This is a genomic window from Myxococcus sp. CA023 (assembly GCF_010998615.1).
Lineage (GTDB): Bacteria > Myxococcota > Myxococcia > Myxococcales > Myxococcaceae > Myxococcus.
In genome coordinates this window covers 81,613-108,061 of the sequence record NZ_JAAEAH010000004.1, presented here as the reverse complement: position 1 = coordinate 108,061, position 26,449 = coordinate 81,613, and the positions used below count along the sequence as shown (strand labels likewise).

Here is a 26,449-nt window from a genome sequence, read left to right as displayed (position 1 = left end):
CGCGAAGATCCTGCAAGGCTTGCAGGCGGGAGGTTGCGTGAAGGTCCTGGTGACAGGTGGCGCGGGCTTCATTGGCTCGCATGTGTGCGATGAGTTCCTGCGCGGAGGTCACGACGTCATCGCGTTGGATGACCTGTCTGGCGGCAAGCGGGAGAATCTGGACCCGCGCGTGCGCCTGGCGGTCCACGACATCCGCAGCCGTGAGGCGTCGGAGCTCATCAAGTCCGAGAAGCCCGACGTGCTCTGCCACCTGGCGGCGCAGATGGACGTGCGCCGCAGCGTGGACGACCCGAGCTTCGACGCGGACGTGAACATCCGCGGCATGCTCAACCTGCTGGAGGCCGCCCGCGTCTCCGGGGTGAAGAAGGTCATCTTCAGCTCCACCGGCGGCGCCATCTACGGCGAGCAGGACGTGTTCCCCGCGCCGGAGAGTCACCCCACGCGGCCCATTTCTCCGTACGGTGTCTCCAAGGCGTCCGGTGAGCTGTACCTGGGCTATTACCGGGCGCAGTACGGCCTGCCCTACGTGGCGCTCCGCTACGCCAACGTCTACGGCCCGCGGCAGAACCCGCACGGCGAGGCGGGCGTGGTGGCCATCTTCTGCCAGCGGCTGATCGCCGGTCAGGGCTGCACCATCTTCGGCGAGGGCAAGCAGACCCGCGACTTCGTCTTTGGTCCGGACGTGGCCCGAGCCAACCGGCTCGCCTTCGAAAACGACTACGTGGGCGCCATCAACATCGGCACGGGCGTGGAGACGGACATCAACCGCCTCTACGCGCTGCTGGCCGAGGCGGCGGGCTCCAGCGTCTCCGTCGCCCACGCGCCCGGCAAGCCGGGGGAGCAGATGCGCTCCTGCGTGGACAACGCGCTGGCCAAGAAGGTGCTTGGCTGGGAGCCGATCGCCGACGTGCGCGAGGGCCTGCGCCGCACCATTGAGTACTTCCGTCAGAAGGCCGGCGCGCCCGCGCGCGCGCACGGCTGAGCGGTGTCCAGCGCCCCCGCTCGCAGACGAGGCGGGGGAGGGCGGTACCCCCTCCCACGAGCGTACCCGGGGCGGCCCTGAGGGCCGGGGACCGGGCGTGCCGGGAGGGGGCTCAGGGCCTGTCCCAGGGGAGTTCGCCCGGGACGGGCGCTGATGACTGGGGAACAAATAAGTTCCCCCGGTGGGTTGCTCATCGGGCGTACGCGTGCGCGTAGATTTTCGCGCGATTCCCTGTTACGCACGCCCGCTTCTTCCGACGAGCGCCCTGAACATGCCGGCTGAAAACGCGCATATCCGCAACTTCTGCATCATCGCCCATATCGACCATGGAAAGTCGACGCTGGCGGATCGTCTCCTCGACAAGACGGGGACTCTGACCAAGCGCGAGGCGCAAGCCCAGTTCCTCGACAACATGGCCATCGAGCGCGAACGGGGCATCACCATCAAGGCCCAGTCCGTGCGGATGAACTACACCGCGAAGGACGGCAAGCAGTACGTCCTCAACCTCATCGACACGCCGGGACACGTCGACTTCGCCTACGAGGTCAGCCGCAGCCTGGCCGCGTGCGAAGGCGCGCTCCTGGTCGTGGATGCGACGCAGGGCGTGGAGGCCCAGACGCTGTCCAACGTCTACATGGCGTTGGACCACAGCCTGGAAATCATCCCGGTCATCAACAAGATCGACCTGCCGAGCGCGGACGTGGATCGCACCCGCTCGGAGATTGAAGACGTCATCGGCATCGATGCGTCCGTCGCCGTGCCGTGTTCCGCCAAGGAGGGCATCGGCATCCAGGAGATCCTGGAGTCCGTCGTGCAGAACGTGCCGCCTCCGAGCGGCTCGGCGGACGCGCCGCTCAAGGCGCTGATTTTCGACTCCTGGTACGACAACTACCGGGGCGTGGTGACGCTGGTGCGCGTGCTGGAAGGCACGCTCAAGCTGAAGCAGAAGATCAAGCTGTTCAGCAACAACAAGGTCTTCGAGGTCCAGGAGCTGGGCGTGTTCAGCCCGTTCTCCCGCCCGGTGCCGCAGCTCATCGCGGGCGAGGTGGGCGTGCTCGTGGCCAACGTGAAGGAGCTGCAGGACGCCAAGGTGGGTGACACCGTCACCGAAGAGTCGCGTCCCACGGCCGAGCCGTTCCCGGGCTTCCAGGAAGTGAAGCCCATGGTGTTCTCCGGCATCTTCCCGGTGGACTCCGCGGACTACGAGAACCTGCGCGACGCGCTGGCGAAGCTGGTGCTCAACGATTCGGCCTTCACCTATGAGCCGGAGTCGTCCACCGCGCTGGGCTTCGGCTTCCGCTGCGGCTACCTGGGCCTGCTGCACATGGAGATCGTTCAGGAGCGCCTGGAGCGCGAGTACAACCTGAACCTCATCACCACCGCGCCCAGCGTGGTGTACCGCATCACCACCAGCAAGGGTGACACGCTGCTGGTGGACAACCCGGCCAAGCTGCCGCCGGTTCAGCACATCGAGAAGTTCGAGGAGCCCGTCCTCACCTGCCACATCCACGTCCCCAACGACCACCTGGGCGCCATCCTCAAGCTGTGCCAGGAGCGCCGCGGTGTGCAGAAGGACATGAAGTACCTGGGCAGCAGCGGCCAGCGCGTGCAGGTCACGTACGAGATGCCGCTGGCGGAGGTCGTGTTCGACTTCTTCGACAAGCTCAAGAGCGTCTCGCGCGGCTACGCCAGCCTCGACTACGAACTGGCCGGCTACATCGAGTCCGACCTGGCCCGGCTGGACATCCTCATCAACGGGGACCCGGTGGACGCCCTCAGCGTCATCGTGCACCGCGAGCGCGCCTACCTGCGTGGCCGCGAGGTGTGCCAGAAGCTGAAGGAGGTCATTCCGAAGCAGATGTACGAGGTCGCCATCCAGGCGGCGATTGGCGCGAAGATCATCTCGCGTGAGACCATCTCCGCCATCCGGAAGAACGTGCTCGCCAAGTGCTACGGTGGTGACATCAGCCGCAAGCGCAAGCTCCTGGAGAAGCAGAAGGAGGGCAAGAAGCGCATGAAGCAGGTCGGAACGGTGGAGATTCCGCAGGAAGCCTTCCTCGCGGTCCTCAAGTCGGAGCAGTAGCCCATGAACGCGGCCATGCCTTCCGCCACCCCTCCCGCGAAGCTCTCCGAGGCGATGGCGGCCCGCCGCACGCCGGAGATGCTTCGCGCCCGCAATGTGCTGGTGTGGCGCGAGCGCCTCACCAGCCTCTGGGCTCCGTTGATCATCCTGGCGCTGCTGTACGTGCCGTACACGGTGATCATCGAGTACTCACGCGCGTCCGCCGCGTGGGCCCAGCCGGTGATGAAGGGGCTGGGGCTGCTGCTGGTCCTCTACTTCGTGGTCCTGCTGGTGTGGCGCAACGTCTCCCCCAAGGAGAGGGCGCTGCGCGGTGTGCGCCACGATGCGAACGAGCTGCTGGAGGAGAACGAGCGCATCCTCCGCAAGCCCGGCGTGAGCGCGAAGGTGGCGGGGCCGGTGCTGGACCGCATCGCCGAGCAGGCGCTGCGCGTGGAGCAGGCCTCCGCCGCGGGTGACGCGGAGCAGCTGCGCACCGAGGTGAAGGGCCTGGAGGCGTTGACCGCGCAGCATCTGGGCGCGTTCCGCAAGCAGTCCGCCATGGACTTCCTGGGCGGGTTCGGCAAGGCGCTGCTGGTAGCGCTGGTGTTCCGCACCTTCATCGTGGAGCCATACCGAATCCCCTCCGGCTCCATGCTGCCCACGCTGGAGATTGGCGACCAGGTCTTCGTCAACAAGTTCATCTACGGCGTGCGCGTCCCGTTCCTCAACTTCGTGCCGTTCGTCATCGTCCGGCCGCCGGAGCGTGGAGACGTCATCGTCTTCAACAACCCGGTGAACGAGTCGGTGGACTACATCAAGCGCGTGGTCGGCGTGCCGGGCGACGTGGTGGAGTTCATCAACGGCGTCGTCCACATCAACGGCCAGCCGCAGAAGCGCGAGCTCGTCTCCAACGAGTTCACCGTCCACAACATCACCGACGACGGGCGCTGGTACGACCAACAGGAGACCCTCTACGAGGAGAACCTGTCCGGCGTGGCGCACGCCGCGCTGCAGACGCTGCCGCGCATGCCGCGTCGGGAAGGTCCCTACGAGGTCCCTCCGGGCCACGTCTTCGCCGTGGGTGACAACCGGGACAACAGCGCGGACAGCCGCCACGGCCTGGGGGTCACGGGGTACGGCAAGGCGGAGTACGTCCCCTACGGCCACATCAAGGGCAAGGCCATGGTGGTGTGGCTGTCGCTGGGCTATCACGGGCTGCTGCACGGCCTGTTTGGTGGCACGGGCCTCCGCGTGGATCGGTTCTTCGAACCGGTCCGTTGAGGCGTTCGCTGGAAGCAGGCAGGCCGCCGCGCCGCGCACGACGCTTGACGTGCCGCACGCCCCGGGGTACGCGGCGCCCCCGGCCATGAGACACCTGCTTGGAATCGAAGGCTGGCGCCGGGACGAGCTGGAGTCACTGCTCGACCGGGCGAAGGCACACCTCCCCGGCGGTCCCGACACCACCCACCTGCTTCGCGGCAAGGTGGTGGCGAATCTCTTCTTCGAGGACTCCACCCGGACCCGAACGTCGTTCCACATGGCGGCGAAGGGGCTGGGGGCCAGTGTGCTCAACTGGACCCACACCGGCTCCTCGGTGTCCAAGGGTGAGACGCTGCTGGACACCGCCCGCAACATCGAAGCGACGGGGCCGGTGGCCATCGTCATGCGTCACCGCTCGTCCGGAGCGCCGCACCTGGTGGCGAAGCACGTGAAGTGCGCCGTCATCAACGCGGGTGATGGCACGCACGAGCACCCCTCCCAGGCGCTGCTGGACGCCTTCACGCTGCGCCAGCGCTGGGGCTCGCTGGACGGGCGCACGGTGCTCATCGTGGGCGACGTGCTGCACAGCCGCGTGGCCCGCTCCAACCTGCACTGCCTCAAGGCGCTGGGCGCCCAGGTGGTGATGTGTGGCCCGCCCACGCTGATTCCGCCGGGGCTGGAGTCGTTGGGCGCGGAGGTGACGCACAACCTGGACGCTGCGCTCCCTCGCGCGGACGCGGTGATGTGCCTGCGCGTCCAACTGGAGCGGCAGGAGCAGGCGTTCCTGCCGTCCACGCGTGAATATGCACGGCTGTTCGGCCTCAACGCGGCCCGCGAGGAGCGCATGAAGGCGGGCGCGGTGGTGATGCATCCGGGCCCCATCAACCGGGGCGTGGAGCTGGCGCCGGCGGTGGCGGATGGCGCCCGCAGCGTCATCCTGGAGCAGGTGTCCAACGGCGTCGCCGTGCGGCGGGCCATCCTGGAGGTGTGTACGGCATGAGCTCCACGGTGCTCTTCAGACGGGGGCGTGTCATCGACCCTCGCAACGGGGTGGACGGCGTCCGCGACGTGCTGGTCCGCGACGGCAAGGTGGTGGAGGTGTCGGAGACTCTGCTGCCAGTGCCCTCCAGCGCCGAGGTGGTGGATGCCACCGGCAAGTGGGTGCTGCCGGGCTTCATCGACCTGCACGTCCACCTGCGCGAGCCGGGCGAGGAGGGCAAGGAGACGGTCCTCACCGGCTGCCGCGCCGCCGTGGCGGGTGGTTTCACCGCCGTGGTGGCCATGCCCAATACCAAGGTGGTCAACGACAACGCCATGGTGACGGAGCTGGTGCTGAACCGCGCCCGCGCCGCGGGCCTGTGCCATGTCTATCCCGCCGGGGCCATCACCAAGGGCCTCAAGGGCGAGGAGCTGGCGGAGATGGGCGAGCTCGTGTCCGCCGGCTGCGTGGCCATCACCGACGACGGCCGCCCGGTGATGAACGCGTCGCTGATGCGGCGCACGCTCCAATACGCCACCCAGTTCGACGTGCCCGTCATGGTCCACGAGGAGGACCTGACGCTGTCCGCGGGCGGGGCCATGCATGAAGGCACCACGTCCACGCGTCTGGGCCTGCGCGGCATCCCCGCTTCCGCGGAGGTGGCCATGGTGGCGCGAGATTTGGTGCTCCTGGAGGAGACGAAGGGCCGGCTGCACGTAGCGCACGTGTCCTGCGAGGGCAGCGTGCGGCTCATCCGTGAGGCCAAGCGCGGCGGTCTGCGCGTCACCTGCGAGGTGGCGCCACATCACTTCATCCTGGATGACCGCGCGGTGGGGGACTATGACACCCACGCGAAGATGGCCCCGCCGCTGCGCGCGGACACCGATGTGCAGGCCCTGCGCGAGGCGCTGGTGGACGGGACGGTGGACGCCATCGCCACGGACCATGCGCCGCACGGGGTGTTGGACAAGCAGGTGGAGTTCGAGAAGGGCATCAACGGCATCGTGGGGCTGGAGACGGCCCTGGGGCTGACGCTGGAGCTGGTGCATGCGGGCGTGCTCACCGCGAACCGCGCGGTGGAGCTGCTGACGCACGGGCCAGCGAAGGCGTTCGGCCTGCCGGGCGGTCACCTGGCGCCTGGGGCGCCGGCGGACGTGACGGTGGTGGACCCGGATGCGGAGTGGACGGTGGACGCCCACCAGTTCCATTCCCGCAGCCGGAATACACCGTTCCATGGCCGGAAGCAGAAGGGGCGCGTTATCCAGACGTGGGTCGCGGGCCACAAGGTTTTCGACAAGGGCCAGGTCGGCCAGAGCAAGGAGTCGCGGTGATGACGAAGCGGGCAGTGCTCGCCCTGGCGGATGGCACCACGTTCGAAGGCCGTGCGTTTGGCGCGGTGGGCGAAACGGTGGGCGAAGTGGTGTTCAACACGACCATGTACGGTTACCAGGAGGTCCTCACGGACCCCTCGTACGTGGGCCAGATTGTCACCATGTCGTACCCGGAGATTGGCAACGTCGGCGCCAACCCGGAGGACGAGGAGGGCTCCCGGGTGCACGCGGTGGGCATGGTGGTGCGCGCCCTCAGCGAGCAGCCGTCCAACTGGCGCGCGAAGGAGTCGCTGGACGCGTACCTGAAGCGCAACGGCGTCGCCGGCATCGAGGGCATCGACACCCGCCGCCTGGTGCGCCACCTGCGCACGCACGGCGCGCAGATGGGCGTCATCTCCAGCGAGGGCCTGTCCCCCGTGGCCCTGGTGGAGCGTGCCCGCTCCGCGCGCGGCATGGAGGGCCTGGACCTGGCCACGGGCGTGTCCACGAAGGAGGCCTACACCTTCACCCAGCCCTCGCCGGACGTCTTCACCGGCTTGGGCGAGGTGCAGGTGCCGGCCGAGCCCCGCTTCGACGTGGTGGCCTACGACTACGGTCTGAAGAAGTCGATGCTGCACTTCCTGGTGGACGTGGGCTGCCGCGTGACGGTGGTGCCGGCCAACACCACGGCGGAAGAAGTGCTGGCGCGCAAGCCGAACGGCGTCTTCCTGGCCAACGGCCCTGGAGATCCGGCGGCGGTGAAGGGCGCGGACCGCACCGTGGCGGCGCTGCTGGGCAAGGTGCCGGTGTTCGGCATCTGCCTGGGGCATCAAATCATGGCGCTGGCCCTGGGCGGCCGGACGTACAAGATGAAGTTTGGCCACCGGGGCGGAAACCAGCCGGTGAAGGACCTCACGACGGGCAAGGTGGAAATCACCGCGCAGAACCACGGCTTCGCCGTGGATGACGCCAGCCTCAAGGGCCTGGCCGTCGTGACGCACATCAACCTCAATGACGGCACGGTGGAGGGCCTGGCCGTCCCGGACGCGCGGGCCTTCAGCGTGCAGTACCACCCCGAGGCCTCGCCCGGCCCCCATGACGCGCGCTATCTCTTCGACAGGTTCGCGAAGCTGATGGCGGGGTAGGATGGCGCCACCGAATATGACCTCGTCGCTGTCACCGCTCTCCTATCAGCCGTATCTGGATCAGCTCATCGCCTTTGGCAGTGCCGAGTCGCGCAAGGAGGACCTGCTCCAGGCCAAGGCGGAGTACTTCCGTCTGACGGGCGAGGTCTTCGAGGACGACAAGCTCTTCGAGCTGCGGATGGCGTCCTTCCTGGACTTCTACCTCTATGACCGCGTCTCGCCGCTGACGAACAAGACGCCGGCCACGGAGTTCTACGAGCAGCGCCTGGCCGGTTCCGCGCCCGAGGAGGCCAACGCCTTCCGGAGCTTCACGGAGACGGTCCATGGCCTCTTCGAGGTCCGCAAGCTGGGCAAGGGCGAGGTCCGTCTGCGCGAGCTGTACTCGGGCAAGGACTTCGACGTGACGGAGCGCCGCCACATCGCGGGCCTGGAGACGGGGGACATCATCGAGGCGCGCCTCATTCCCTTCGGTGGGCACCTGCTGTTCTCCTCCGCGTTCTGCTACCACCCCCGCCTGGCCGTGAAGGCCATCAAGGCGGAGGTGAAGCGCCGCAAGAAGAAGGAGCCGGACCGCACGCCCAACGAGCTGGTGTGGGAGTGCGCCCGCCGTGCGCTCAACATGGAGCGCTACCGGCAGCTCGCCGTCGAGAAGATCTACGACTTCGAGCAGAAGATCCTCTGACCCCGCTGGCCGCGGAGCGCCCCGGTGACGGCATGTCCCGGGGCCTCGCTGGCCCGCTCAGATGCGGTGGATGCTCATCAGGTTGGTGTTGCCCGGGACGTTGAGCGGGACACCGGCCACCACCACCACGGGCGTGCCGGGCGCGCAGAGCTTCTCCTTCCGGCACAGCTGACGCACCTGCGAGAGCATGGCGTCCGTGGTGGACACGCGCGCCACCTGCATGCCCGTCACGCCCCAGTAGAGCGCCATTCGATTCACCGCCGTCTCGTTCGGTGTGAGGGCGATGATGCGGGCGTGGGGCCGGAACTCGGAGATGAGGCGCGCGGTGTGGCCGCTCTCCGTGTAGGCGACGATGGTGCCAATGCCCAGCTGCGTCGCGGCCGCCACGGCCGCCGCGGCCACGCCGGTGCCCAGGTCCTCGGAGCGCTCGAAGGGGGAGTGGTGCTGGTGCTTCACCACGCCGCGCTCCGTCTCCTCCACGATGCACGCCATGGTGGACGCCGCTTCGATGGGGTACTTGCCCGCGGCCGTCTCGCCCGACAGCATGACGGCGTCCGCGCCGTCGAGGATGGCGTTGGCCACGTCGGACACCTCGGCGCGGGTGGGGCGCGCGTTGGCCACCATGCTCTCCAGCATCTCCGTGGCGACGATGACGAGCCCGCCCATGCGGTTCACCGCGCTCACCATGTGCTTCTGGATGGCCGGCAGGCGCTCCAGGGGCATCTCCACGCCCAGGTCGCCACGCGCCACCATGATGCCGTCCGCCACGGCGGCAATCTCCTCCACGCGCTCCACCGCCTGGGGCTTTTCAATCTTCGCGATGAGCGGCGTCTTCAGCTTCGCCACGTGCGCGCGCGCCTTCTTGATGTCCTCGGGCGTGCGGACGAAGGACAGCGCCACGTAGTCCACGCCCACCTCCTGGCCGAAGGCCAGGTCCACCGCGTCCTTGCGGGTAATCGTGGGCACCGACATGGGCGAGCCGGGCAGGTTGAGGCCCTTGTGATTCTTGAGCACGCCGCCCACCTCCACGCGGCACTGCACGTCCTGCCCGTGGACGCGCAGCACCCTCAGGCGCACCCGCCCGTCGTCCAGGAGGATTTCGTGGCCCTTGGCCACATCCTTCACCAGCGTCTTGATGGGGGTGGGGATGACGCCGTCCTGGCCCAGCACGTTGCGCGTCGTCACCGTGACGGACTGGCCCTGTTTCACCAGGAGCTGCCCACCTTCGAAGCGGCCCAGGCGAATCTTCGGCCCCTGGATGTCCTGGAGGATGGCCACCGGCGTGCCCAGGCGCTTCGCGACCTTGCGGATGGTTTCCACTCGGCGGCGGTGCTCCTCGTGCGTGCCGTGCGAGAAGTTCAACCGCGCCATGTTCATGCCCGCGCGGATGAGCCCTTCGATGACCTCGGGCGAGTCCGAAGCGGGGCCCAGGGTGCAGATGATTTTCGCCTTGCGCATAGGGCCGCGCATCCTAGGCGGCAGGGGGCCCGGCTTGACAGCCTTGCGCCCGCGAGACTAACTCTTCGAGTGACGCGGGCCCGGCTTCGGGCAGCGCGGAGCCTTTGCGCTCTCGATGGCAGAGAGAGAAAGCCCGGCATCCCTGGGAGGGGGGGCCGGGCTTTCTTGCAAGTGCTGCTCATCAGGCTCTAGAGGTCGATTTCCTTGCCCGTGCCCAGCGGCGTCTTGGGCATCAAGTGGCCCGGCGGCAGGCCCTCCATGTCCATGTCGATGGGCGGCTCGCTCGGGGCGCCCGGGGCTGGGAAGCCGGGCGCATCCAGCGGACCACTCCCGCCCACGCCGGGGCCTTCCTGCTGGAGGCCCTCAATCTCCTCGCGGGTGATGCCGGCCAGCGTCAGCACCTTGCGGGTGACGCGGATGCGGGCATGGCTGGTGAGCGCCATGGCGATGGAGTCCGACGGCCGGGCGTCCAGCGTCATCTTCTTCTTGCCCTGCTCCAGGAAGACGCGGCCCGAGTAGACGTTGTCCCGCAAGTCATCGATGCGGACCTCCGTCACCTTGGCGCCCAGCTCCGTCACCACGTCGTCCAGGAGGTCCTGTGCGAGCGGCTGGGGTGGCTGGCGCTCCGCCAACCGGAAGGCGATGGAGATGGCGGAGGCCTCGTCCACGAACACCGGGAGGACGATGCCCTTGTCCTTGGTGGCCAGCACCACGGCGTGGGCCTGGGCCTCCTCCAGCGGGACGACATCCTGCACCTCGAGCTCCACGAGCTCGGTGCAGGCCTTGGGGTCGTCTTCACCTTCAGTGATGCAGGGCTGACCCTGAGCCTTTCCCAGGGCCGCCAGTGCTACCGGTGGAGTGAAGGCGGGAAACATCAGCAGCCCTCCGAGCGCCAGAAGCACGGCCGAGAGAGGTGCGACGAACAAAGTGGCGCGGTTGGGCGTTTTCACGCCTTTAAGCTACGCACCCGGCCATCTGTCGGGAGGGTTGCGCTCCAGGCCCGGTTACCCCCTGCTGCGTGGGGCGCTCCCCGGGCTGGAGGGCAGGCGGACAGGCTCAACGACGGTCGTCGTCGTCCTCGTCCTCGTCGTAGTCCTCCTCGTCGTCGACGTCCTCGTCCTCGTCCTCGTCGAGGTCGTCGTCCTCCGAATCGTCCTCGTCGTCGTCCTCCTCGTCGTCCTCGAGCATGTCCTCCAGGTCCTCGGACTCCAACGTCATGGACACGGCGAACCGCTTGTCGAGCGCGGCGATCTGCGCGCGCATCTCCGTGAGCGCTGCGACGAAGTCCTCCGTGAGGTTGGCGGGCGCCTTGGCGTCGCAATGCGGGCAGACGATTTTTTCAGTCCCTTCGATGAGGTCCTGAGCGTCCAGCTCGAAGCTCGCCTCGCACTTCTGGCAGGTGAAGTCGATGCTCATGGTCGGGCGCGGCATACAAAGCACTCCAACCAGCTGTCAACGTCCGAGACGTGGGGACATTGGTCGGGGGCCTTGCTTCCGCTAGCGTCCAGGGCATGGACCTTCCCAAGACGGTGGTGCATGCGCTCCATGACCGGGCCGCGCAGCAGGAGCAGCGCCCAGCCCTGTGGACGCGCCGTGGGGGCGCCTATTCGCCCACCTCGTGGTTTGAATATGCGCAACGGGTGCGGCGCTTCGCCCTGGGGTTGCACGCGCTGGGGGTGGGTGCGGGCCAGCCGGTGGGCATCCTGAGCTTCAACCGCGAGGAGTGGCACGTCGCCGATCTGGCGGCCATCGCCATGGGGGGCGTCCCTGTCGGTCTCTACACCACCAGCGCCCCGGAGCAGCTGGAGTACATCCTGGGGCACTGCGAGGCCACGCTCCTGGTGGTGGAGAACGAGAAGCACCTGCGTACCGCCCTGGCCTTGCGCGAGCGGCTGCCCAAGCTGCGCCACGTGGTCGTCATCGAGGCGCCCACGGTGCTCCCGGAGGGCGTGCTGCGTTACGCGGACGTCATGGCCCTGGGCACCGACGCGGACGAGAAGCCCTACTGGGACAGCGTCCACGCCTTGACGCCGGAGGCCATGGGCACGCTCATCTACACCTCCGGCACCACCGGCCACCCCAAGGGGGTGATGCTCAGCCACCACAACCTGGTGTGGACGGCGAAGCAGCTCACGGACTCGGTGACGTTCGGCCAGCCCGAAGCATCCTCGCTCGTGTCGTATCTGCCGCTGTCGCACATCGCCGAGCAGATCATCTCCCTCTACAGCCCCTTGCTGAACGGGGTGCAGGTGTACTTCGCGGCGTCGGTGGACACGATGCCGCAGAGCCTGCGGGAGGTGCGTCCCTCGTTCTTCTTCGGCGTGCCGCGCGTGTGGGAGAAGTTCAAGGCGAAGGCGGAGGAGGGGCTGGCCTCGCAGCCGCCCTCGAAGCGCCGGGTGGTGGCCTGGGCGCGCCGGGTGGCCTCGGAGCGGCATGCGCGGGTGACGCGCCACCAGAGCGTCCCGATGACGCTGGAGGCCCAGTATCTGCTCGCCAGGCGGCTCGTGTTCGACCCGTTGAAGGGGCGCATCGGCATGGAGCGGGTGTCCTTCTTCGCCACGGCGGCGGCGCCCATCGGCCGGGACGTGCTGGACTTCTTCGCCTCCATCGACATGGTCATCCACGAGGTGTGGGGCATGACGGAGGTGACGGGCCCCGGCACGGTGAATACCGAGTCCCACACGCGGCTGGGCTCCGTGGGCCGGGCGATGATGGGGGTGGAGTTGCGCATCGCGGACGACGGCGAGTTGCTGGTGCGCGGCGGCAACGTCTGCATGGGGTACTACAAGAACCCGGAGGCTACCGCCGAGCTGCTGGCGGACGGGTGGCTGCACTCCGGTGACGTGGGCCAACTGGATGCGGACGGCTACGTCCAGATCACCGGCCGCAAGAAGGACATCATCGTCACCTCGGGCGGGAAGAAGACGTCTCCCTCCAACATCGAGGAGCTGCTCAAGGCCCTGCCCGGAGTGGGGCATGCGGTGGTGCTGGGCGAGCGCCGCAGCTTCCTGGTCGCCTTGCTGACCCTGGACGCGGAGAAGGCGCGGGCCCTGGCCAAGGCGCAGGGGTGGGCGGAGGACGCGGCTCGGCTCGCGGAGGACGCCCGCCTGCGCCAGTTCCTCCAGGAGCGCGTGGAGCACGACGTGAACCCGAAGCTGTCCCGCTTCGAGACCATCAAGCGCTTCGCGGTGCTGCCGAAGGACTTCTCCGTGGAGGGCGGCGAGCTGACGCCGAAGCTGAGCGTGCGCCGCAACGTGGTGGCGGAGAAGTACGCCGGCCTCGTGGAGTCGCTCTACGACGAGTCCCCGCAGGGCGGCTCTCAGACGGGCTGAGCGCACCGGCGCCGCGGAAAAGCGAAAGGGGCGGGGAACCTCGCGGTTCCTCGCCCCTTCGTGCTTCAGGCCCACGCGAGAAGCGCGGGCCTTGTGTCACGGCCTACTTGGCGGCGCGCTTGTCCATGGGGACGTAGTCGCGGCGCGGGGCGCCCGTGAACACCTGACGCGGACGGGCGATCTTCTGCTCGTTGTCCGTCACCATCTCCTCCCACTGCGCGCACCAGCCCACCGTGCGGGGGATGGCGAAGAGCACCGGGAACATCTCGACCTGGAAGCCCATCGCCTCGTAGATGAGGCCCGAGTAGAAGTCGACGTTCGGGTACAGCTTCCGCTTCACGAAGTACTCGTCCTCGAGCGCGATGCGCTCCAGCTCGACGGCGATCTCCAGCAGCGGGTTCTTGCCCGTCACCTCGAAGACCTCGTCGGCCACGCGCTTGATGACCTTGGCGCGCGGATCGTAGGACTTGTAGACGCGGTGACCGAAGCCCATCAGCTTCTTCTCACCCTCGCCGCTCTTCACCGACTTGATGAACTCCGGGATCTTGGAGACGTGGCCGATGTCGCGGAGCATGCGGAGCACGGCCTCGTTGGCGCCGCCGTGCAGCGGGCCGTAGAGGGCGCCGATGCCCGCGCTGACCGCCGAGTACGGATCCACCTCGGACGAGCCCACCGTGCGCACGGACGTGGTGGAGCAGTTCTGCTCGTGGTCCGCGTGCAGGATGAAGAGGATGTCGAGCGCGCGCTCGAGCACCGGGTGGACCTTGTAGGTCGACGTGCCGATGCGCTTGATCATCGCCAGGAAGTTGGCGACGTAGGACAGGTCGTTGTCCGGGTAGATGTACGGCAGGCCCATCGTGTGCCGGTAGGAGAACGCGGCGATGGTGGGCATCTTCGCGATGAGCCGCGTGATCTGGATGCGGCGGCTCAGCGGGTCCTTGATGTTCTTCGCGTCGGGGTAGAAGCTGGACAGCGCCGCCACCGTGGAGCTCACCATGGACATGGGGTGCGCGTCGTAGCGGAACCCGTCCATGAAGCTCTTCACGTTCTCGTGCACGTAGGTGTGGTGCGTGACGAGGTGGTTGAACTGCTGCAGCTCCTTCTCCGAGGGAAGCTCACCGTTCAGCAGGAGGTAGGCGACCTCGAGGAAGCTCGACTTCTCCGCGAGTTGCTCGATGGGGTAGCCCCGGTACTCCAGGATGCCCTTGTCTCCGTCGATGAAGGTGATGGCGCTCTTACAGTTGGCGGTATTGAGGAACGCCGGATCGTAGCCCATCAACCCAAAGTCATCGTCGCCCGTTTTGATCTGGCGGAGAGCATTGGTGCGAATACAGCCGTTCTCGATCGGGACCTCGTAGGTCTTCCCGGTCCGATTGTCGGTGATCGTCAGCGTGTCCTTGGCCATGGGGCGGAGATTTCACAGGGGGGAGAGTGCTTTCAACAAAAAAGAACGATAAGTCTGCTGGACGGACACTGAGGGTCTCATCCTGCATCAGTTATCCGAACACCCACCCGGGACAACTGGCGCCAGAACCCAGGAAAGCTCTTTTCCACGCACTCTGGACCGGTGAGTGTCAGCGGCGTGCCGGACAGGACACACAGTGTCGCAGCGGTCATCGCGAGACGATGGTCCCCCTCGCTGCTCATCTCGAAGCCCGCAGGTGGCGTGCGGGGTGGCTGGATCAGCAGCCGTTCTCCTTGGAGCTCCGTGGTTCCGCCGAACGCCTTCACGAGCGTCTGGATACCCTCGAGGCGGTCACTCTCCTTGACGCGGAGGATGTCCACCTCCGTGAGCGTGGAGGGCGCCGGCAGCACGCAGGCGAGCGCGGCCAGCGTGGGGAGCAGGTCCGGGCATTCCTCGCCGGAGGCGCGAAGGCCTCCTGACAGTTGGCCCTCCACCTTCAGCGTGAAGGGCGCACCGGTGGGCACCGCGCGCAGGCCCACCTGCTCAATCAGCCGGACAATGGCGTCGTCCGGGTGGGCACTGCCCGTGTCCGCGCGCACCACGGTGCCGCCCGTCTTCCACGCCACCAGCAGCAGGTAGCCCAGGGACGACCAATCCCCCGGAAGCGTGGGGACGGCCGGGGGCGCCGCGTACCCGGCCACGGTGTAGCTCGACGGTGTGCGCTGGATGTCGAAGCCGAAGCGGCTCAGCCACGTGAGGGTCAGCTCCAGGTATCCCGCGCTGGTGAGGGGCCCGTCAATCTCCACGCTCCAGGGGCGGCGCTCGCGCAGGTACAGCGCCGCGCAGCCCAGCAGCAGGCTGGAGGCGTACTGACTGCTCTGGGCGCCCGGCACGCGGAACACGGGAGGGACGTTCGACGTGTCACGGGGCGCGCGCAGCTCCACGGGCCAGGGCGTGCCCTCGGTGAGCGTGAGGCCCGTGGGACCCAGGGCCTCGCGCAGGGACGTGAAGAGTGGGCCGTGGGGCCGCTCGCCCAGGCGGGGCGTGCCGGTGAATCGCGCCTGTACGCCGGGCGTCACCGCCGCCTGGGTGGCGAGGATGCGGAAGGGCGCGCCGCCGTCCGCGCAGTCGATGTCGCGCACGGCGTCCGGAGGCAGACGCAGGGCCTCGACGCCCTGGCGCAGCACGCGTACGTCGGCGGGGAGGTCCTCGTCCGCCTCGGCCTGCACCGAGGGCAGTGGCCACGAGCCCGTGAGGTGCCCCAGCACCAGCGCCCGCTGCGCGTCCGACTTGGACACGGGTGGGGTGAGGGGCGCGGCGTGCAGCGCGGAGGGGTCCACCACGATACGGGAAGCCTTCGCCGTGCTCATGGTCGCTCCCCCTTCGTCCACGCGGGCCACAAGGCACGCCAGCCTGATTCGTCCACGTCACGCACCTCGGTGGCGCCAATGGCCGTCAGCAGCACCATGCGCAGCTCGCCCTTGGCGCCGGCCTTCTTGTCGGCGGTGAGCAGCGCCAGCACGTCCTTCATTTGCGCGCGGCGGAGCAGGGCGGCGGCGCGCTCGCGGCCCTGCACGCCGGGGCCGTTTGCCAGGGCGGCTTCGACCTCGGCGGCCACGGGCTCCGGTGTCACGCCCAGGTGACGGCCCACGTCCAGGGCCAGCATCATGCCCAGGCCCACGCCGTCACCGTGAGACAGCTTGAAGCGGGACACGCTCTCCAGCACGTGGCCGAAGGTGTGGCCGAAGTTGAGCACCCGGCGCAGCCCCGTGTGCTCGTACGGGTCCTGCGCGCAGATGCGCTCCTTGAGGGCGCGGGCGTCCTTCACGAGCTTCTCAATCGCGGGCGGCTTGCGCACGTAGCGGCGAAAGAGCGGCGCGTCGAGGCTGACCACCATCTTCCAGGCCTCCAGCGCGCCCTCGCGGCGCTGCGCATCGGAGAGCGTGTCGAAGAACTCGGGGCACACCCAGCCTTCGTCCGCGTAGTGGAAGACGCCGGCCGGGTTCTTCACCACGCGCCCGCGCACCGTCATGTCGACAGCGCCCTTGCCGCCGACGCTGCTGTCCACCGCCGCCAGCAGCGTGGTGGGGACCTGCACCAGGCGCACGCCGCGCTTGAGGACATGCGCGGCCACGGTGGAGACGTCACCGATGGTGCCGCCGCCCACGGCCACGAGCGTGCCGGAGCGCGGAAGGGTCAGGCCGTTGGCCAGGACCTTCTCCAAGGCGGTGAACGTCTTGGCGCTCTCGCCGCCGGTGAGCTGGATGATGGCGCGGGGGCTGCGCGCCTCCAGGGTGGGGATGAGGGTGGGGTGGAGCTTCGCGACGGTGCGGTCCACCACCGCCACGCTGCCCTCGGGCAGGTTCTTGGCGAGGCGGGCGAAGGTGCCCCAGCGGTCGGACGGCGGACGGTAGGCCCCGGGAGGAAGAGCACTCATAGCGCGTGAGGCCTCGCGTTGAGGTGGAGGACGAGGTCGGCGATGACGAGCGACACCATGGCCTCCAGCACCGGGACTGCCCGGGGCATGATGCACGGGTCGTGACGGCCACCCTTCGCGTGCTCCTGCAGCGTCGCGGGCGGCTTGAAGAAGGTGCGGATCTGCATCGGCTCGCCATTGGCGAGTCCGCCCTGGATGCCGCCGTACGCGTCCTTCACGGCGTGGAACTGGATGCCGGGCTGGCCAATGCGCTCGAGAAGGTCCGGCGGACCCCAGACGACGCCTGTGACGGCGCCGATGCTACCCAGGGCCTGCGCGATGCGTGCCTTGAGCTTGCCGAAGATGGGCTCGCCCAGGCCCACGGGCAGGCCCTCCACGCGCACGTCAATGGCGCCGCCCAGGCTGTCGCCCGCCTCCTTCGCGGTGAGGATGCGCTGGGACATCTCGTCGCGGATGGCGACGTCCGGGCAGCGCGTGGCGTGGGCGTCCACCTGCTCGCGGGTGAGCCCCGGCGCGGGCACGGCGGCCACCAGGTTGCCCACCTGGGACACGTAGGCGACGGTGCGGATGGAAGGCACGTCACGGGCGAGGTACGCCTCGGCGATGGCGCCGCCGATGACGCGGCAGAGCGTCTCGCGCCCGCTGGTGCGCCCGCCGCCGCGGTGGTCACGGTGCTTGAAGCGCTCGCGCCACACGGCGTCCGCGTGGCCCGGCCGGTCCTCGGCCTTCAGCTTCTCGTAGTCCCCCGAGCGCTGGTTGGTGTTGCGCACGATGGCGGCGATGGGCGTCCCCAGCGTCTTGTCCTCGAAGACGCCGGACAGGATTTCCACCTGGTCCGGTTCGCTGCGCGCGGTGGTGATGGTGGACTGGCCGGGGCGCCGACGGTCCAGCGCGACTTGAATCTGCTCGCGCGTCAGGGGCACGCCGGCGGGGCAGCCATCCAGGATGGCGCCGAGCGCGGGCCCGTGGCTCTCTCCAAACGTCGTCAGGCGAAACAGTTCGCCGAAGGTATTCATGTCGCGGACTCCCAGAGTTGGCGCTGACGCCGGGCTTGCGCGATGAACCACGCCGCACCCAGCAGGACCGGAGTACCGCCGCGACGGACAATCTCCGCGGCGATGCGCCGGCCCGGGGCTCCGTAGGCGATGACCGCCACACGGGCCCCGTCGAAGCGCAGGTCGTCAGGAGCGGGCACCCTATCGGGCCAGGTCCAGACGCCCGCCCCTGTGAGAGGCGCCTGGATGTCGGCGCGTCGCAAGACGCGCAAGTCGCAGCTCAGCTCCGCCGCCACGGACCGGAGCGCCGAGGTGGCGCCACCGTCCCCCAGGACGAAGACTTCGCGAGCCCCGAGCCGCTCGAGCACCGTGCGGGCGCCGAACGTGTCGGTGTTGAAGGCTTCCCACCGGCCGCCCCGGCGGACCAGCGTGTTGATGGCGTCCAGCGAGGACCCCGTGTGCTTCGCCAGGCGCAGCTTGAAGGGGCTGGTGACGGCGAAGCCTCCGTAGTGAGGCAGGAGCGCGTCCACCACGGCCTCCACTGGCCCGTCCTCCGGCAGGTCGATGCGGTCGAAGGGCTGACGATGGATGCGGGGCGAGCGCGAGTGGACGATGGACGTCCCCAGGATGCCCAGCCGCAGCGGCGGCTCCACCGTGTACCGGTCCGCGCCGCGCAGCGCTCGCACGGCGTCGTCCAGCAGTCGCTGGCCGGGCGCCGCGACCCATGCGCCTCCCGCCGCGACGTAGTCCAACACGTTGTTCCGGGCGAGCAGCGCCCGCGTGGGCAACGCCACCGCGCCCATGCCCAGCACCGTGACGCGCGTGGCACCGAAGCGCTCCACCATCCGCCGCTGCGTCTCCATCAGTGTGACGAGGTGGGCCGGGTCCGTCATCGGCTCCACATGCTTCACCAGGGCGTCGGCGGGCAGCTCACGCTCCCACAACTGGAGCGCCTCCTCCGTCGATAGCTGCCGGCTCGCGTGGTGCGACGCGAGCAGCTTTCCCGGAGGTGCCGCCAGCGATGCCTGCTGCCCCGACGCGTCCATCAAATCCCTGTCCACGCGCCAGGCCGCGGCCACCCAGGGGGCGGGCAGTGGCTTGCCCCGCTCGGAGACGAGCAACGGCAGCACCGCCGCCAGCGCCTCGGGCGAGATTGCGTCAGGGGCGTGCAGGTCCGTGCGGATTTCCAGGACGTCCGCCCCACGGCGCTGGCCGTCGCGCGCGAAGCGGACGGCGTCTTCGCCGAGCAGGGTGGGGGGCAGGGTGACGACGCGCCGGGCGGGCGTCACAGGGGCACCTCGGGGGCAAGGCAGCCTCGGAGGAAGTCCTCCAGGGCCACGGTGGGGACGCGGGCGTGAAGCACCTCGCGCTCATGGAACACCGCGGACAATTCTTCTTCGAGCGACACGTCGGCGCGCAGCCGCGGGCGCGTCCGGTCCGTGAGCAGCCGCTCACGGTAGGTGTCGAAACAGATGGGGACGACCAGGGTGAAGAGCCCGGTCAGCGTGTCGGGGTGGTGCGACAGGAAACCGCCTCCCACGGCCACCAGCCCTCCGGCCGGCAGTTCTTGCAGGGCGCGACGTTCAGCGGCCCGGAATTCCTGCGGCGCTTCCACCACCCATCTGCGCAGCGGGCGCCCGTGCAGGCGTTCCAGGTGTGCGTCCAGGTCCAGCCCGGGGCGCGCGAGCATGCGGGCCACCATGGGCAAGAGGCGCGACTTGCCCGCGCTCCGGTGGCCGGCGAGCACCACCGTCTGACCGGAGCCGGGGAGCAGGGAGGGGCCCGGGCGGGCTACCGCCTCCCTCAGTCCCGGCGCGAGCCGGGGATCCACCGAGGCGAGAATCTGTTCAACGAGGTGCCGCCGCTCCTCAGCGGACGGTGCCGACATAGACGTAGGCGGTGCCGAACGTGAGCGCATGCGCGGACTTTGCCGCGTAGGCCCCGGACTGGTCCATCAACTCCAGGAACTTGTCACCGGCCGGGAAGGCGGCGGACGTCTTGGGCAGGTACTGGTATGCGGCGCGGTTGCCCGTCAGCAGCCCTCCGATGGTGGGCATCACCGCCTTGCTGTAGAAGCGGAACAAGGCCCCGAAGGCGCCCGTGGGCTGGCCGAACTCCAGCACCACGACGTGGCCACCGGGCCGGACCACTCGCGCCATCTCCTTCAGGCACTTCACCGGGTCATCCACGTTGCGGATGCCGAACGAGATGGAGGCCACGTCGAAGCTGTCGGTCGCGAAGGGCAGGTCCATCGCGTCGGCCACCTGGAACTCCACCTGGAGGCCCGCCTTCTCCGCCTTGGCGGGGGCGCTCTCCAGCATCTCCGGGCAGAAGTCCGTGCCCACGACACGGCCGGAGACGCCCACCTTGCGCTTGAACGCCAGGGCCAGGTCGCCAGTGCCCGAAGCGCAGTCGAGGACGCGGTCTCCTTCCTTCGCGGTGCTGAGCCGGACGGCATTCCGGCGCCACAGCCGGTGGATGCCGAACGAGAGGACCTCATTCGTCACGTCGTACTTCGTGGCGATGGAAGAGAACATCTCACGGACTTCAGTAGTCATCGCGCCCTCACGACCTGGGCCGGGCTTTCCGGCCGCCAAAGGTGTCGGTCCACCGCGTCTAGCACGGCTGGCAGCCGTCGCATCAACGTCTCGAAGCGTTCGGGCGTCAGGGCCTGGTGCCCATCGCACATGGCCAGCTCGGGCTTCGGGTGGACTTCAATCAACAATCCATCCGCCCCCGCGGCCGCGGCCGCCAGCGACATGGGGAGGATGAGCGCCGGGTCGCCCGTCGCATGGGACGGGTCGACGATGACGGGCAGGTGGGAGCGCTGCTTCGCCCAGGCCACCGCCGCCAGGTCCAGCGTGTTGCGCAGCTCCGTCTCGAAGGTTCGGATGCCGCGCTCGCACAGCATCACCTGTTCGTTGCCGCCGTCGAGGATGTACTCGGCGGCCAGCAGCCATTCTTGCAACGTGGCCGACAGGCCTCGTTTGAGCAGCACGGGCTTGCGCACTTTCCCCAGCGCCCGAAGCAGCGAGTAGTTCTGCATGTTGCGCGCACCCACCTGGAGGATGTCCGTGGACTCCTCCATGAGGGGAATCTGCGCCGACTCCATCACCTCACTGATGATGGGCATGCCGTGGCGGCGCCCGGCCTCCGCCAGGACGTGCAGGCCCGGCTCGCCCATGCCCTGGAATGCGTAGGGACTGGTGCGAGGCTTGAATACGCCACCGCGCAGGACATGGGCGCCCGCGGCGGCCACCACCGAGGCGGCGTGCTGCACCTGCTCCGCGCCTTCCACCGCGCAGGGGCCGGCCATGACGACGAACCCGGGGCCTCCGATTTCCACGGGGCCCACTCGCACGCGAGTGCCTTCGGGCCGCTCCACGCGAAGCACCCGCAGCGCGCCCGGGGCCCGTCCGGACCCGGCTGGTTCGTCTGGCCGCTTGCCTCCCACGGACCCTCCCATTCATGGAGTTCAAGAGGTTTTGAACTCCTTGGTGCATGTATAGCCGAGATGGCTTAGAAGACAACCGAAGGTGATTGCGCCGCAATCGCCGATGAGGAACGCTGATGAAGACGCACAATCCCGTTGAGAGCCAGCGCTGGGTGGCCGGAATGACGCCCCTTGCGGTGGTTGATCCGCTCGCGGGTGCGGACGTATTGGGCGTTCCGACCGTCTACTGGGAGCGTCCGCTGGCGCAGGACGCAGCGGCGGGGTGGGGTGAGGCGGCGGTGGTGGAGGCGCAGGACGCCTCCGACATTCCTGGCGTGCTGGCCTCACTGGGCCGCGCGCAGGTGCGCTGGCTGGGCGAAGCCCCGGAGTCGATGCCGGGCCCCTGGTTTGGCGGCATCCGTTTCGGTGACTCGGGCACGGTGGACACGGCGTGGGCGTCGCACGGTGTGACGCGCTGGACGCTGCCCGAGGTGCTGGTGTTCCGCACGGCGCGCGGCGTGTGCCTGGTGGCTTTCGCGCAGGAGGGCCGCGGGGGTGAGGACCTGGTGCGCTCGCGGCTGGAGCGCGTCCGTGCCTGCTTCCCGGAGTCGTACCGGCATGCGCGCGGCGAGCCCGTGGCGTTGGAGTTGCGCGCGTCGCGGCCGGACTTCGAGGTGCGGGTGCAGCGCGCGCTGGACGCGATTGCGTCCGGGCACCTCCAGAAGGTGGTGCTGGCGCGCCCGTTGGATGCGGAAGGACCCGTGCCCTTTGATGTGGTGGACGTGCTGGCGCGGCTGCGTGAGCAGAATCCCCGCTGCGCCACCTTCCTGTTCCGCGCGCCGGACGACACATGCTTCCTGGGTGCGACGCCGGAGACGCTGTGCCGGGTGGACGGTCAGGTGCTGGAGACAGAGGCCCTGGCGGGCACGGCCGCGCCCGGCCATGCGGACGGGCTGCGGGGCCATGACAAGAACGTGCGCGAGCACGCGTCCGTGGTGCACTACCTCGTCACCGCGTTGACGCCGCTGGCGGAGCAGGTGTCGTCGGACGCGGAGCCCGCGCTGCTGGCCTTGAAGAACGTCGTGCACCTGCGGACGGGGTTTCGCGCCGAGCTGCGGCCGGGGGTGACGCCGGCGCAGGTGGTGGAGGCGCTGCATCCCACGCCGGCCGTGGGCGGTACGCCCCGGGAGCGCGCACTGTCGTTCCTGGTGGAGCACGAGGGCCTGGACCGTGGGTGGTACGCGGGGCCGGTGGGCTGGGTGGGGCCTGGGCGGGCGCACCTGATGGTGGCGCTGCGCTCGGCGCGCGTGAAGGGCGCGAAGGCCCGGCTGTTCGTCGGCGTGGGGCTGGTGGCTGGCTCCAACGCGGACTCGGAGTGGCGGGAGACGGAGATGAAGAGCCTGGCCATGTTGCGGGCCTTGGGAGGCGGGGATGTCGTCCGACGCTAACCTCAACGTGCTGTGGGCGCGCGCGTTGCTGGAAGAGCTCGTGCGCGGTGGGGTTCGTCACGCGGTGGTGTGTCCGGGTTCCCGGTCATCGCCCCTGGCCCTGGCCTGCGCCGGGACGGAGGGGCTGCGCACGTGGTCCGTCATCGACGAGCGCAGCGCGGGCTTCTTCGCACTGGGGCTCGCGAAGCAGTCGCGCGCGCCGGCCGTGGTGGTGGCGACCAGCGGCACCGCGGGCGCGCACTTCTACCCGGCGGTCATCGAGGCCGCGCTGTCTCACGTGCCCCTGGTGGTGCTGACGGCGGACCGGCCCCTGGAGCTTCAGGGCTGGGGCGCGCCGCAGACCGTGCCACAGGCGCGCTTCTTCGGAGAGCACGCGCGCTTCTACGCGGACCTCGGTCAGCCCGAGGCGCATGACGCGGCGTTGATTCACATGCGTGCCACCGTTGCCCGCGCGGTCGTCAGCGCGTGGCGCGCGCCGCGGGGCGCCGTGCAGCTCAACGTCCCGTTCCGCGAGCCGCTGGCCCCCATCGCCGAGCCCTTCGCCGAGGCCTCCCTGAGCGCGCTCGCGAAGTCGGGCCGCGCCGGTGCGCCGCTGACGCGCATCGTCCCGCCCGAGCCGGTGCCGGACGCGGCCACCTTGGACGAAGTGCGCCGCCGGATTGCCGCGACCACTCGCGGCGTCATCGTGTGTGGCCCGCGCGATGAGATGGATGGATTCGCGGCGGCCATCAGCGCGCTGTCGCAGGCCACGGGCTATCCCGTGCTGGCCGAGTCCACCTCGCAGGCCCGCTATGGCGGCGGCCCGCTCACGCTGTCCTATTACGACGCGATGCTGCGGCACGCACCGTTCGCGAAGGCGCACCGTCCGGAGCTCGTGTTGCGCTTCGGGGGTGGGCTCACGCCGAAGGTGCCTCAGCAGTGGCTGGACGGCTCGGGCGCGGACATCGTCCTCTTCAGTGACGGCGGCGGGTTGTTCGACCCGGCGCACCGTGCGTCCACGGTGGTGGAGGGCTCGGCGGTGGCCGCCTGTGAGGCCCTGACGCGAGGGCTCGCGCGCGGCGTGGGGCCGTGGGCACGAGGCTTGCTGGCCGCGGAGCAACGGGTGCGCACAGCGCTGGAGGCCGCGTTCGCGGAGCAGCCCGACGCGCTCTCCGAGCCGCGTATCGCTCGCGAGGTGGTGGCGGCGCTTCCCGCGGGCGCGCCGCTCTTCGTATCCAGCAGCATGCCCATCCGCGACCTGGACGCCTTCGCTCCGGCGGGCACGGTGCCGCTGCGGGTGCTGGCCAACCGGGGGGCCAACGGAATCGACGGCATCGTCTCCAGCGCGCTCGGCATGGCGGCCGCGGCGGGCCGACCCGCGGTGCTGCTCACGGGGGACCTGGCGTTGCTGCATGACGTGGGAGCCTTCGTCACCGCGTCGCGCACGCGGGTGCCGCTCACGGTGGTGGCGGTGAACAACGATGGGGGCGGCATCTTCTCGTTCCTCCCCATTGCCCAGGTCGCGCCGCGGGACACGTTCGAGACGCTCTTCGGCACGCCGCACGGTGTGGACCTGTCCCACGCGGCGGCGCTGGGCGGCGCCCGGCTCCACCGGCCGGAGACGCCCGTTGCGCTCAGGTCGGCCGTGCGCGAGGGCCTGGAGGGCGGGCTCCACCTGGTGGAAGTGCGCGTGGACCGCAACGCGAATGTGGACGAGCACCGGCGGCTGTTCGCTCGAATGGCGGCCTCACTGGGAGAAGGACCATGGGCGTGAAGCTGGCTTACGAGACGTGGGGTGATGGCTCCCGTCCGCTCGTGTTGCTGCATGGCTTCACCGGCAGCCGCAGGGCCTTCGACGGGCTGCGTCCGCTCCTGGGCCGCGACGTGCGCGCGGTGGCGGTGGACCTCCCCGGTCATGGGGCCACGCCGCTGCCGGACCAGCGGGGGCGTGAGGCCTTCGTGGAGACGGTGGACGCGCTCGTCGCGCTGGTGGACTCGCTGGGGCAGGGACCCGTGGACCTGCTGGGCTATTCGCAGGGGGCACGCGTGGCGCTGGCGGCGGCCGTGCGCGCGCCGGACCGCTTCGGGCGGCTCATCATGGAGAGCGGTTCGCCAGGGCTGCATCGGCGCCAGGAGCGCGCGGCCCGGCGTGAGGCGGACGGACAACTGGCGGCCTTCATCCGTTCGCGAGGCGTGGACGCCTTCGTGGACCGCTGGGAGCAATTGCCGCTGTTCGACGGCCTGCGCCAGCTTCCGCAGGAGCGCAAGGACGCGCTGCGCTCACAGCGCCGCGCCTGCACGGCGGAGGGGCTCGCGGGCGCGCTGGAGTGTCTGGGCCTGGGCGTCCAGCCGGATTTCTGGCCGGAGCTGCATGCCCAGCGGCTGCCCACGCTGCTGCTGACGGGCGCTTCGGATTCGAAGTTCACCCAGATTGCCCGCCGCATGGCCACGGAGCTGCCGGTGGTCTGGCGCCACGCCTTCGAAGGCTGTGGCCACGCGCCGCACCTGGAAGCGCCGGAGGCCTATGCCCGTGAAGTCCTCGGGTTCCTCCAGACTCCCTGGTACGAGGCCCCGCAGTTCGACAGCCCCATGTCCGTGCGCGAGGGAAGGGTGACGTCGTGAGCACGTCGGTTCCGGCGCCGGGTCCGCTGTCGGTGAAGCCCCGTCCCGGGGTGAAGCACTGGGTGATGGCGGCGCGTCCCAAGACGCTGACGGCGGCGCTGGTGCCGGTGTTGGTGGGCACGGGGCTCGCGTTCGGCTCGGGCGTGGGGCGCCTACTGCCCGCGTTGGCGGCGCTGCTGGGCGCGGTGCTCATCCAGATTGGCACCAACTTCATCAACGACTACTACGACTTCAAGAAGGGCGCCGACACGCACGAACGGCTGGGCCCTCAGCGCGTGACGCAGAGTGGCCTCATCGCGCCGGGCACCGTGCTGGCGGGCGCGGGCGTGTGCTTCGCGCTGGCCACGGCGGTGGGCCTGTACCTGGTGGCGGTGGGCGGCTGGCCCATCATCGCCATCGGCCTGGCGTCGCTGCTGTGCGGCTACGCATACACGGGCGGCCCCTTTCCCCTGGGCTACAATGGCCTGGGAGACGTGTTCGTCTTCATCTTTTTCGGCCTGGTGGCGGTGACCGGGACCTACTACGTGCAGGCGGGGACGGTGGACCCCGCGGCGTGGTGGGCGGCGGTGCCCGTGGGCGCCAGCGGCACCATGCTCATCGTCGTCAACAACCTGCGCGACGTGACGACGGACGTGAAGGCTGGCAAGCGCACCCTGGCGGTCCGCTTTGGCACGGGTGTGGGGAAGGCGGAGTACCTCCTCCTGCTGGTGCTGTCGTACGCCACGCCCTTCGCGATGTACGCGCTGAAGCTGGCCAGCCCCTGGGTGTTCCTGTCCCTGCTGAGCCTGCCCCTGGCGGTTCCCCCGTTGCAGCGGGTGTTGAAGCAGGAGGGGGCCGCGCTGAATCCGGCGCTGGGGTCCACGGCCAGACTGCAGCTCGTGTTTGGAGTGCTGTTCGCGTTGGGCCTCTACCTGCGATGA

At 69.3% G+C, this 26,449-nt stretch carries 23 protein-coding genes; 12 read left to right on the top strand and 11 right to left on the bottom strand.

The features are described from left to right. Nucleotides 1-37: 37 nt before the first annotated feature. The 7 genes from F8M74_RS02300 to F8M74_RS02270 all read left to right on the top strand — a co-directional run bounded on the left by F8M74_RS02300 (nt 38) and on the right by F8M74_RS02270 (nt 8,420). A complete protein-coding gene (locus F8M74_RS02300) occupies nt 38-982 on the top strand; it encodes an NAD-dependent epimerase/dehydratase family protein (protein ID WP_141253463.1) in 945 nt (314 codons plus the stop codon). 271 nt (nt 983-1,253) lie between these two features. After that, nucleotides 1,254-3,065 (top strand): translation elongation factor 4, encoded by a 1,812-nt coding sequence (gene lepA / locus F8M74_RS02295; protein WP_141253464.1) that lies wholly within the window; start codon nt 1,254-1,256, stop codon nt 3,063-3,065. A gap of 3 nt (nt 3,066-3,068) precedes the next feature. Beyond that, nucleotides 3,069-4,325, top strand: coding sequence for a signal peptidase I (gene lepB, locus F8M74_RS02290; RefSeq protein WP_141253465.1), 1,257 nt, complete (start codon nt 3,069-3,071; stop codon nt 4,323-4,325). Nucleotides 4,326-4,410: 85 nt separating this feature from the next. After that, on the top strand, nt 4,411-5,304 hold the full coding sequence (locus F8M74_RS02285) for an aspartate carbamoyltransferase catalytic subunit (protein ID WP_141253466.1): 894 nt from the start codon (nt 4,411-4,413) through the stop codon (nt 5,302-5,304). Continuing rightward, the gene (locus F8M74_RS02280) at nt 5,301-6,614 is read left to right on the top strand and encodes a dihydroorotase (protein ID WP_141253467.1); all 1,314 of its coding nucleotides are present in this window, start codon (nt 5,301-5,303) and stop codon (nt 6,612-6,614) included. Before F8M74_RS02285 ends, F8M74_RS02280 begins: the two co-directional genes overlap by 4 nt. Further along, entirely contained in the window at nt 6,614-7,738 is a 1,125-nt protein-coding gene (carA, locus tag F8M74_RS02275; RefSeq protein ID WP_141253468.1) for a glutamine-hydrolyzing carbamoyl-phosphate synthase small subunit, read from the top strand. Before F8M74_RS02280 ends, carA begins: the two co-directional genes overlap by 1 nt. Before the next feature lie 16 nt (nt 7,739-7,754). After that, the gene (locus F8M74_RS02270) at nt 7,755-8,420 is read left to right on the top strand and encodes a hypothetical protein (protein ID WP_141253469.1); all 666 of its coding nucleotides are present in this window, start codon (nt 7,755-7,757) and stop codon (nt 8,418-8,420) included. 57 nt (nt 8,421-8,477) lie between these two features. On the opposite strand, the gene pyk is transcribed toward F8M74_RS02270, so the two are convergent. From pyk to F8M74_RS02255, 3 genes are all read right to left on the bottom strand, one after another. After that, nucleotides 8,478-9,878 (bottom strand): pyruvate kinase, encoded by a 1,401-nt coding sequence (pyk, locus tag F8M74_RS02265; protein ID WP_141253470.1) that lies wholly within the window; start codon nt 9,876-9,878, stop codon nt 8,478-8,480. Nucleotides 9,879-10,066: 188 nt separating this feature from the next. Further along, nucleotides 10,067-10,753 carry a bifunctional nuclease family protein gene (locus F8M74_RS02260; protein ID WP_141258972.1) on the bottom strand — a complete coding sequence of 229 codons (687 nt, stop codon included), beginning with the start codon at nt 10,751-10,753 and terminating at the stop codon, nt 10,067-10,069. Between the two features lie 181 nt (nt 10,754-10,934). Next, nucleotides 10,935-11,309 (bottom strand): hypothetical protein, encoded by a 375-nt coding sequence (locus F8M74_RS02255; protein ID WP_171410072.1) that lies wholly within the window; start codon nt 11,307-11,309, stop codon nt 10,935-10,937. Between the two features lie 80 nt (nt 11,310-11,389). On the opposite strand from F8M74_RS02255, the gene F8M74_RS02250 reads away from it, so the two are divergent. Further along, nucleotides 11,390-13,210: a long-chain fatty acid--CoA ligase gene (locus tag F8M74_RS02250; protein ID WP_171410073.1), complete on the top strand. Its 1,821-nt coding sequence runs from the start codon at nt 11,390-11,392 to the stop codon at nt 13,208-13,210. A 103-nt stretch (nt 13,211-13,313) separates the two neighbouring features. Here the strand turns inward: F8M74_RS02250 and F8M74_RS02245 are convergent, their stop codons facing one another. The 8 genes from F8M74_RS02245 to aroF form a co-directional block, all read right to left on the bottom strand. Further along, nucleotides 13,314-14,615, bottom strand: coding sequence for a citrate synthase (locus F8M74_RS02245; RefSeq protein ID WP_141258970.1), 1,302 nt, complete (start codon nt 14,613-14,615; stop codon nt 13,314-13,316). A gap of 77 nt (nt 14,616-14,692) precedes the next feature. Then, nucleotides 14,693-15,985, bottom strand: coding sequence for a 3-phosphoshikimate 1-carboxyvinyltransferase (locus F8M74_RS02240; protein ID WP_171410074.1), 1,293 nt, complete (start codon nt 15,983-15,985; stop codon nt 14,693-14,695). Continuing rightward, nucleotides 15,982-17,052 (bottom strand): 3-dehydroquinate synthase family protein, encoded by a 1,071-nt coding sequence (locus tag F8M74_RS02235; protein WP_141279505.1) that lies wholly within the window; start codon nt 17,050-17,052, stop codon nt 15,982-15,984. The genes F8M74_RS02240 and F8M74_RS02235 overlap by 4 nt, the downstream gene beginning before the upstream one ends. Beyond that, nucleotides 17,049-18,068, bottom strand: a complete 1,020-nt coding sequence (gene aroC / locus F8M74_RS02230; RefSeq protein ID WP_141259142.1) for a chorismate synthase — start codon at nt 18,066-18,068, stop codon at nt 17,049-17,051. The genes F8M74_RS02235 and aroC overlap by 4 nt, the downstream gene beginning before the upstream one ends. Then, nucleotides 18,065-19,336 carry a shikimate dehydrogenase gene (locus tag F8M74_RS02225; protein ID WP_141259143.1) on the bottom strand — a complete coding sequence of 424 codons (1,272 nt, stop codon included), beginning with the start codon at nt 19,334-19,336 and terminating at the stop codon, nt 18,065-18,067. The genes aroC and F8M74_RS02225 overlap by 4 nt, the downstream gene beginning before the upstream one ends. Beyond that, nucleotides 19,333-19,878 (bottom strand): shikimate kinase, encoded by a 546-nt coding sequence (locus F8M74_RS02220; protein WP_228565814.1) that lies wholly within the window; start codon nt 19,876-19,878, stop codon nt 19,333-19,335. Before F8M74_RS02220 ends, F8M74_RS02225 begins: the two co-directional genes overlap by 4 nt. A gap of 37 nt (nt 19,879-19,915) precedes the next feature. Then, nucleotides 19,916-20,605 carry a bifunctional demethylmenaquinone methyltransferase/2-methoxy-6-polyprenyl-1,4-benzoquinol methylase UbiE gene (gene ubiE, locus F8M74_RS02215; protein WP_141259115.1) on the bottom strand — a complete coding sequence of 230 codons (690 nt, stop codon included), beginning with the start codon at nt 20,603-20,605 and terminating at the stop codon, nt 19,916-19,918. Further along, a complete protein-coding gene (gene aroF / locus F8M74_RS02210) occupies nt 20,602-21,501 on the bottom strand; it encodes a 3-deoxy-7-phosphoheptulonate synthase (protein WP_228559141.1) in 900 nt (299 codons plus the stop codon). Before aroF ends, ubiE begins: the two co-directional genes overlap by 4 nt. Before the next feature lie 116 nt (nt 21,502-21,617). Between aroF and F8M74_RS02205 the strand changes: the two genes are divergently transcribed. From F8M74_RS02205 to F8M74_RS02190, 4 genes are read left to right on the top strand one after another with little or no spacing between them, the layout of a single operon-like run. Then, on the top strand, nt 21,618-22,928 hold the full coding sequence (locus F8M74_RS02205) for an isochorismate synthase MenF (RefSeq protein ID WP_141279784.1): 1,311 nt from the start codon (nt 21,618-21,620) through the stop codon (nt 22,926-22,928). Then, complete coding sequence (gene menD, locus F8M74_RS02200; RefSeq protein ID WP_141254340.1) at nt 22,912-24,681, top strand: 2-succinyl-5-enolpyruvyl-6-hydroxy-3-cyclohexene-1-carboxylic-acid synthase; 1,770 nt, start codon at nt 22,912-22,914, stop codon at nt 24,679-24,681. Before F8M74_RS02205 ends, menD begins: the two co-directional genes overlap by 17 nt. After that, a complete protein-coding gene (gene menH / locus F8M74_RS02195; protein ID WP_141254341.1) occupies nt 24,672-25,529 on the top strand; it encodes a 2-succinyl-6-hydroxy-2,4-cyclohexadiene-1-carboxylate synthase in 858 nt (285 codons plus the stop codon). The genes menD and menH overlap by 10 nt, the downstream gene beginning before the upstream one ends. Further along, nucleotides 25,526-26,449: a 1,4-dihydroxy-2-naphthoate polyprenyltransferase gene (locus F8M74_RS02190; protein WP_141254342.1), complete on the top strand. Its 924-nt coding sequence runs from the start codon at nt 25,526-25,528 to the stop codon at nt 26,447-26,449. Before menH ends, F8M74_RS02190 begins: the two co-directional genes overlap by 4 nt.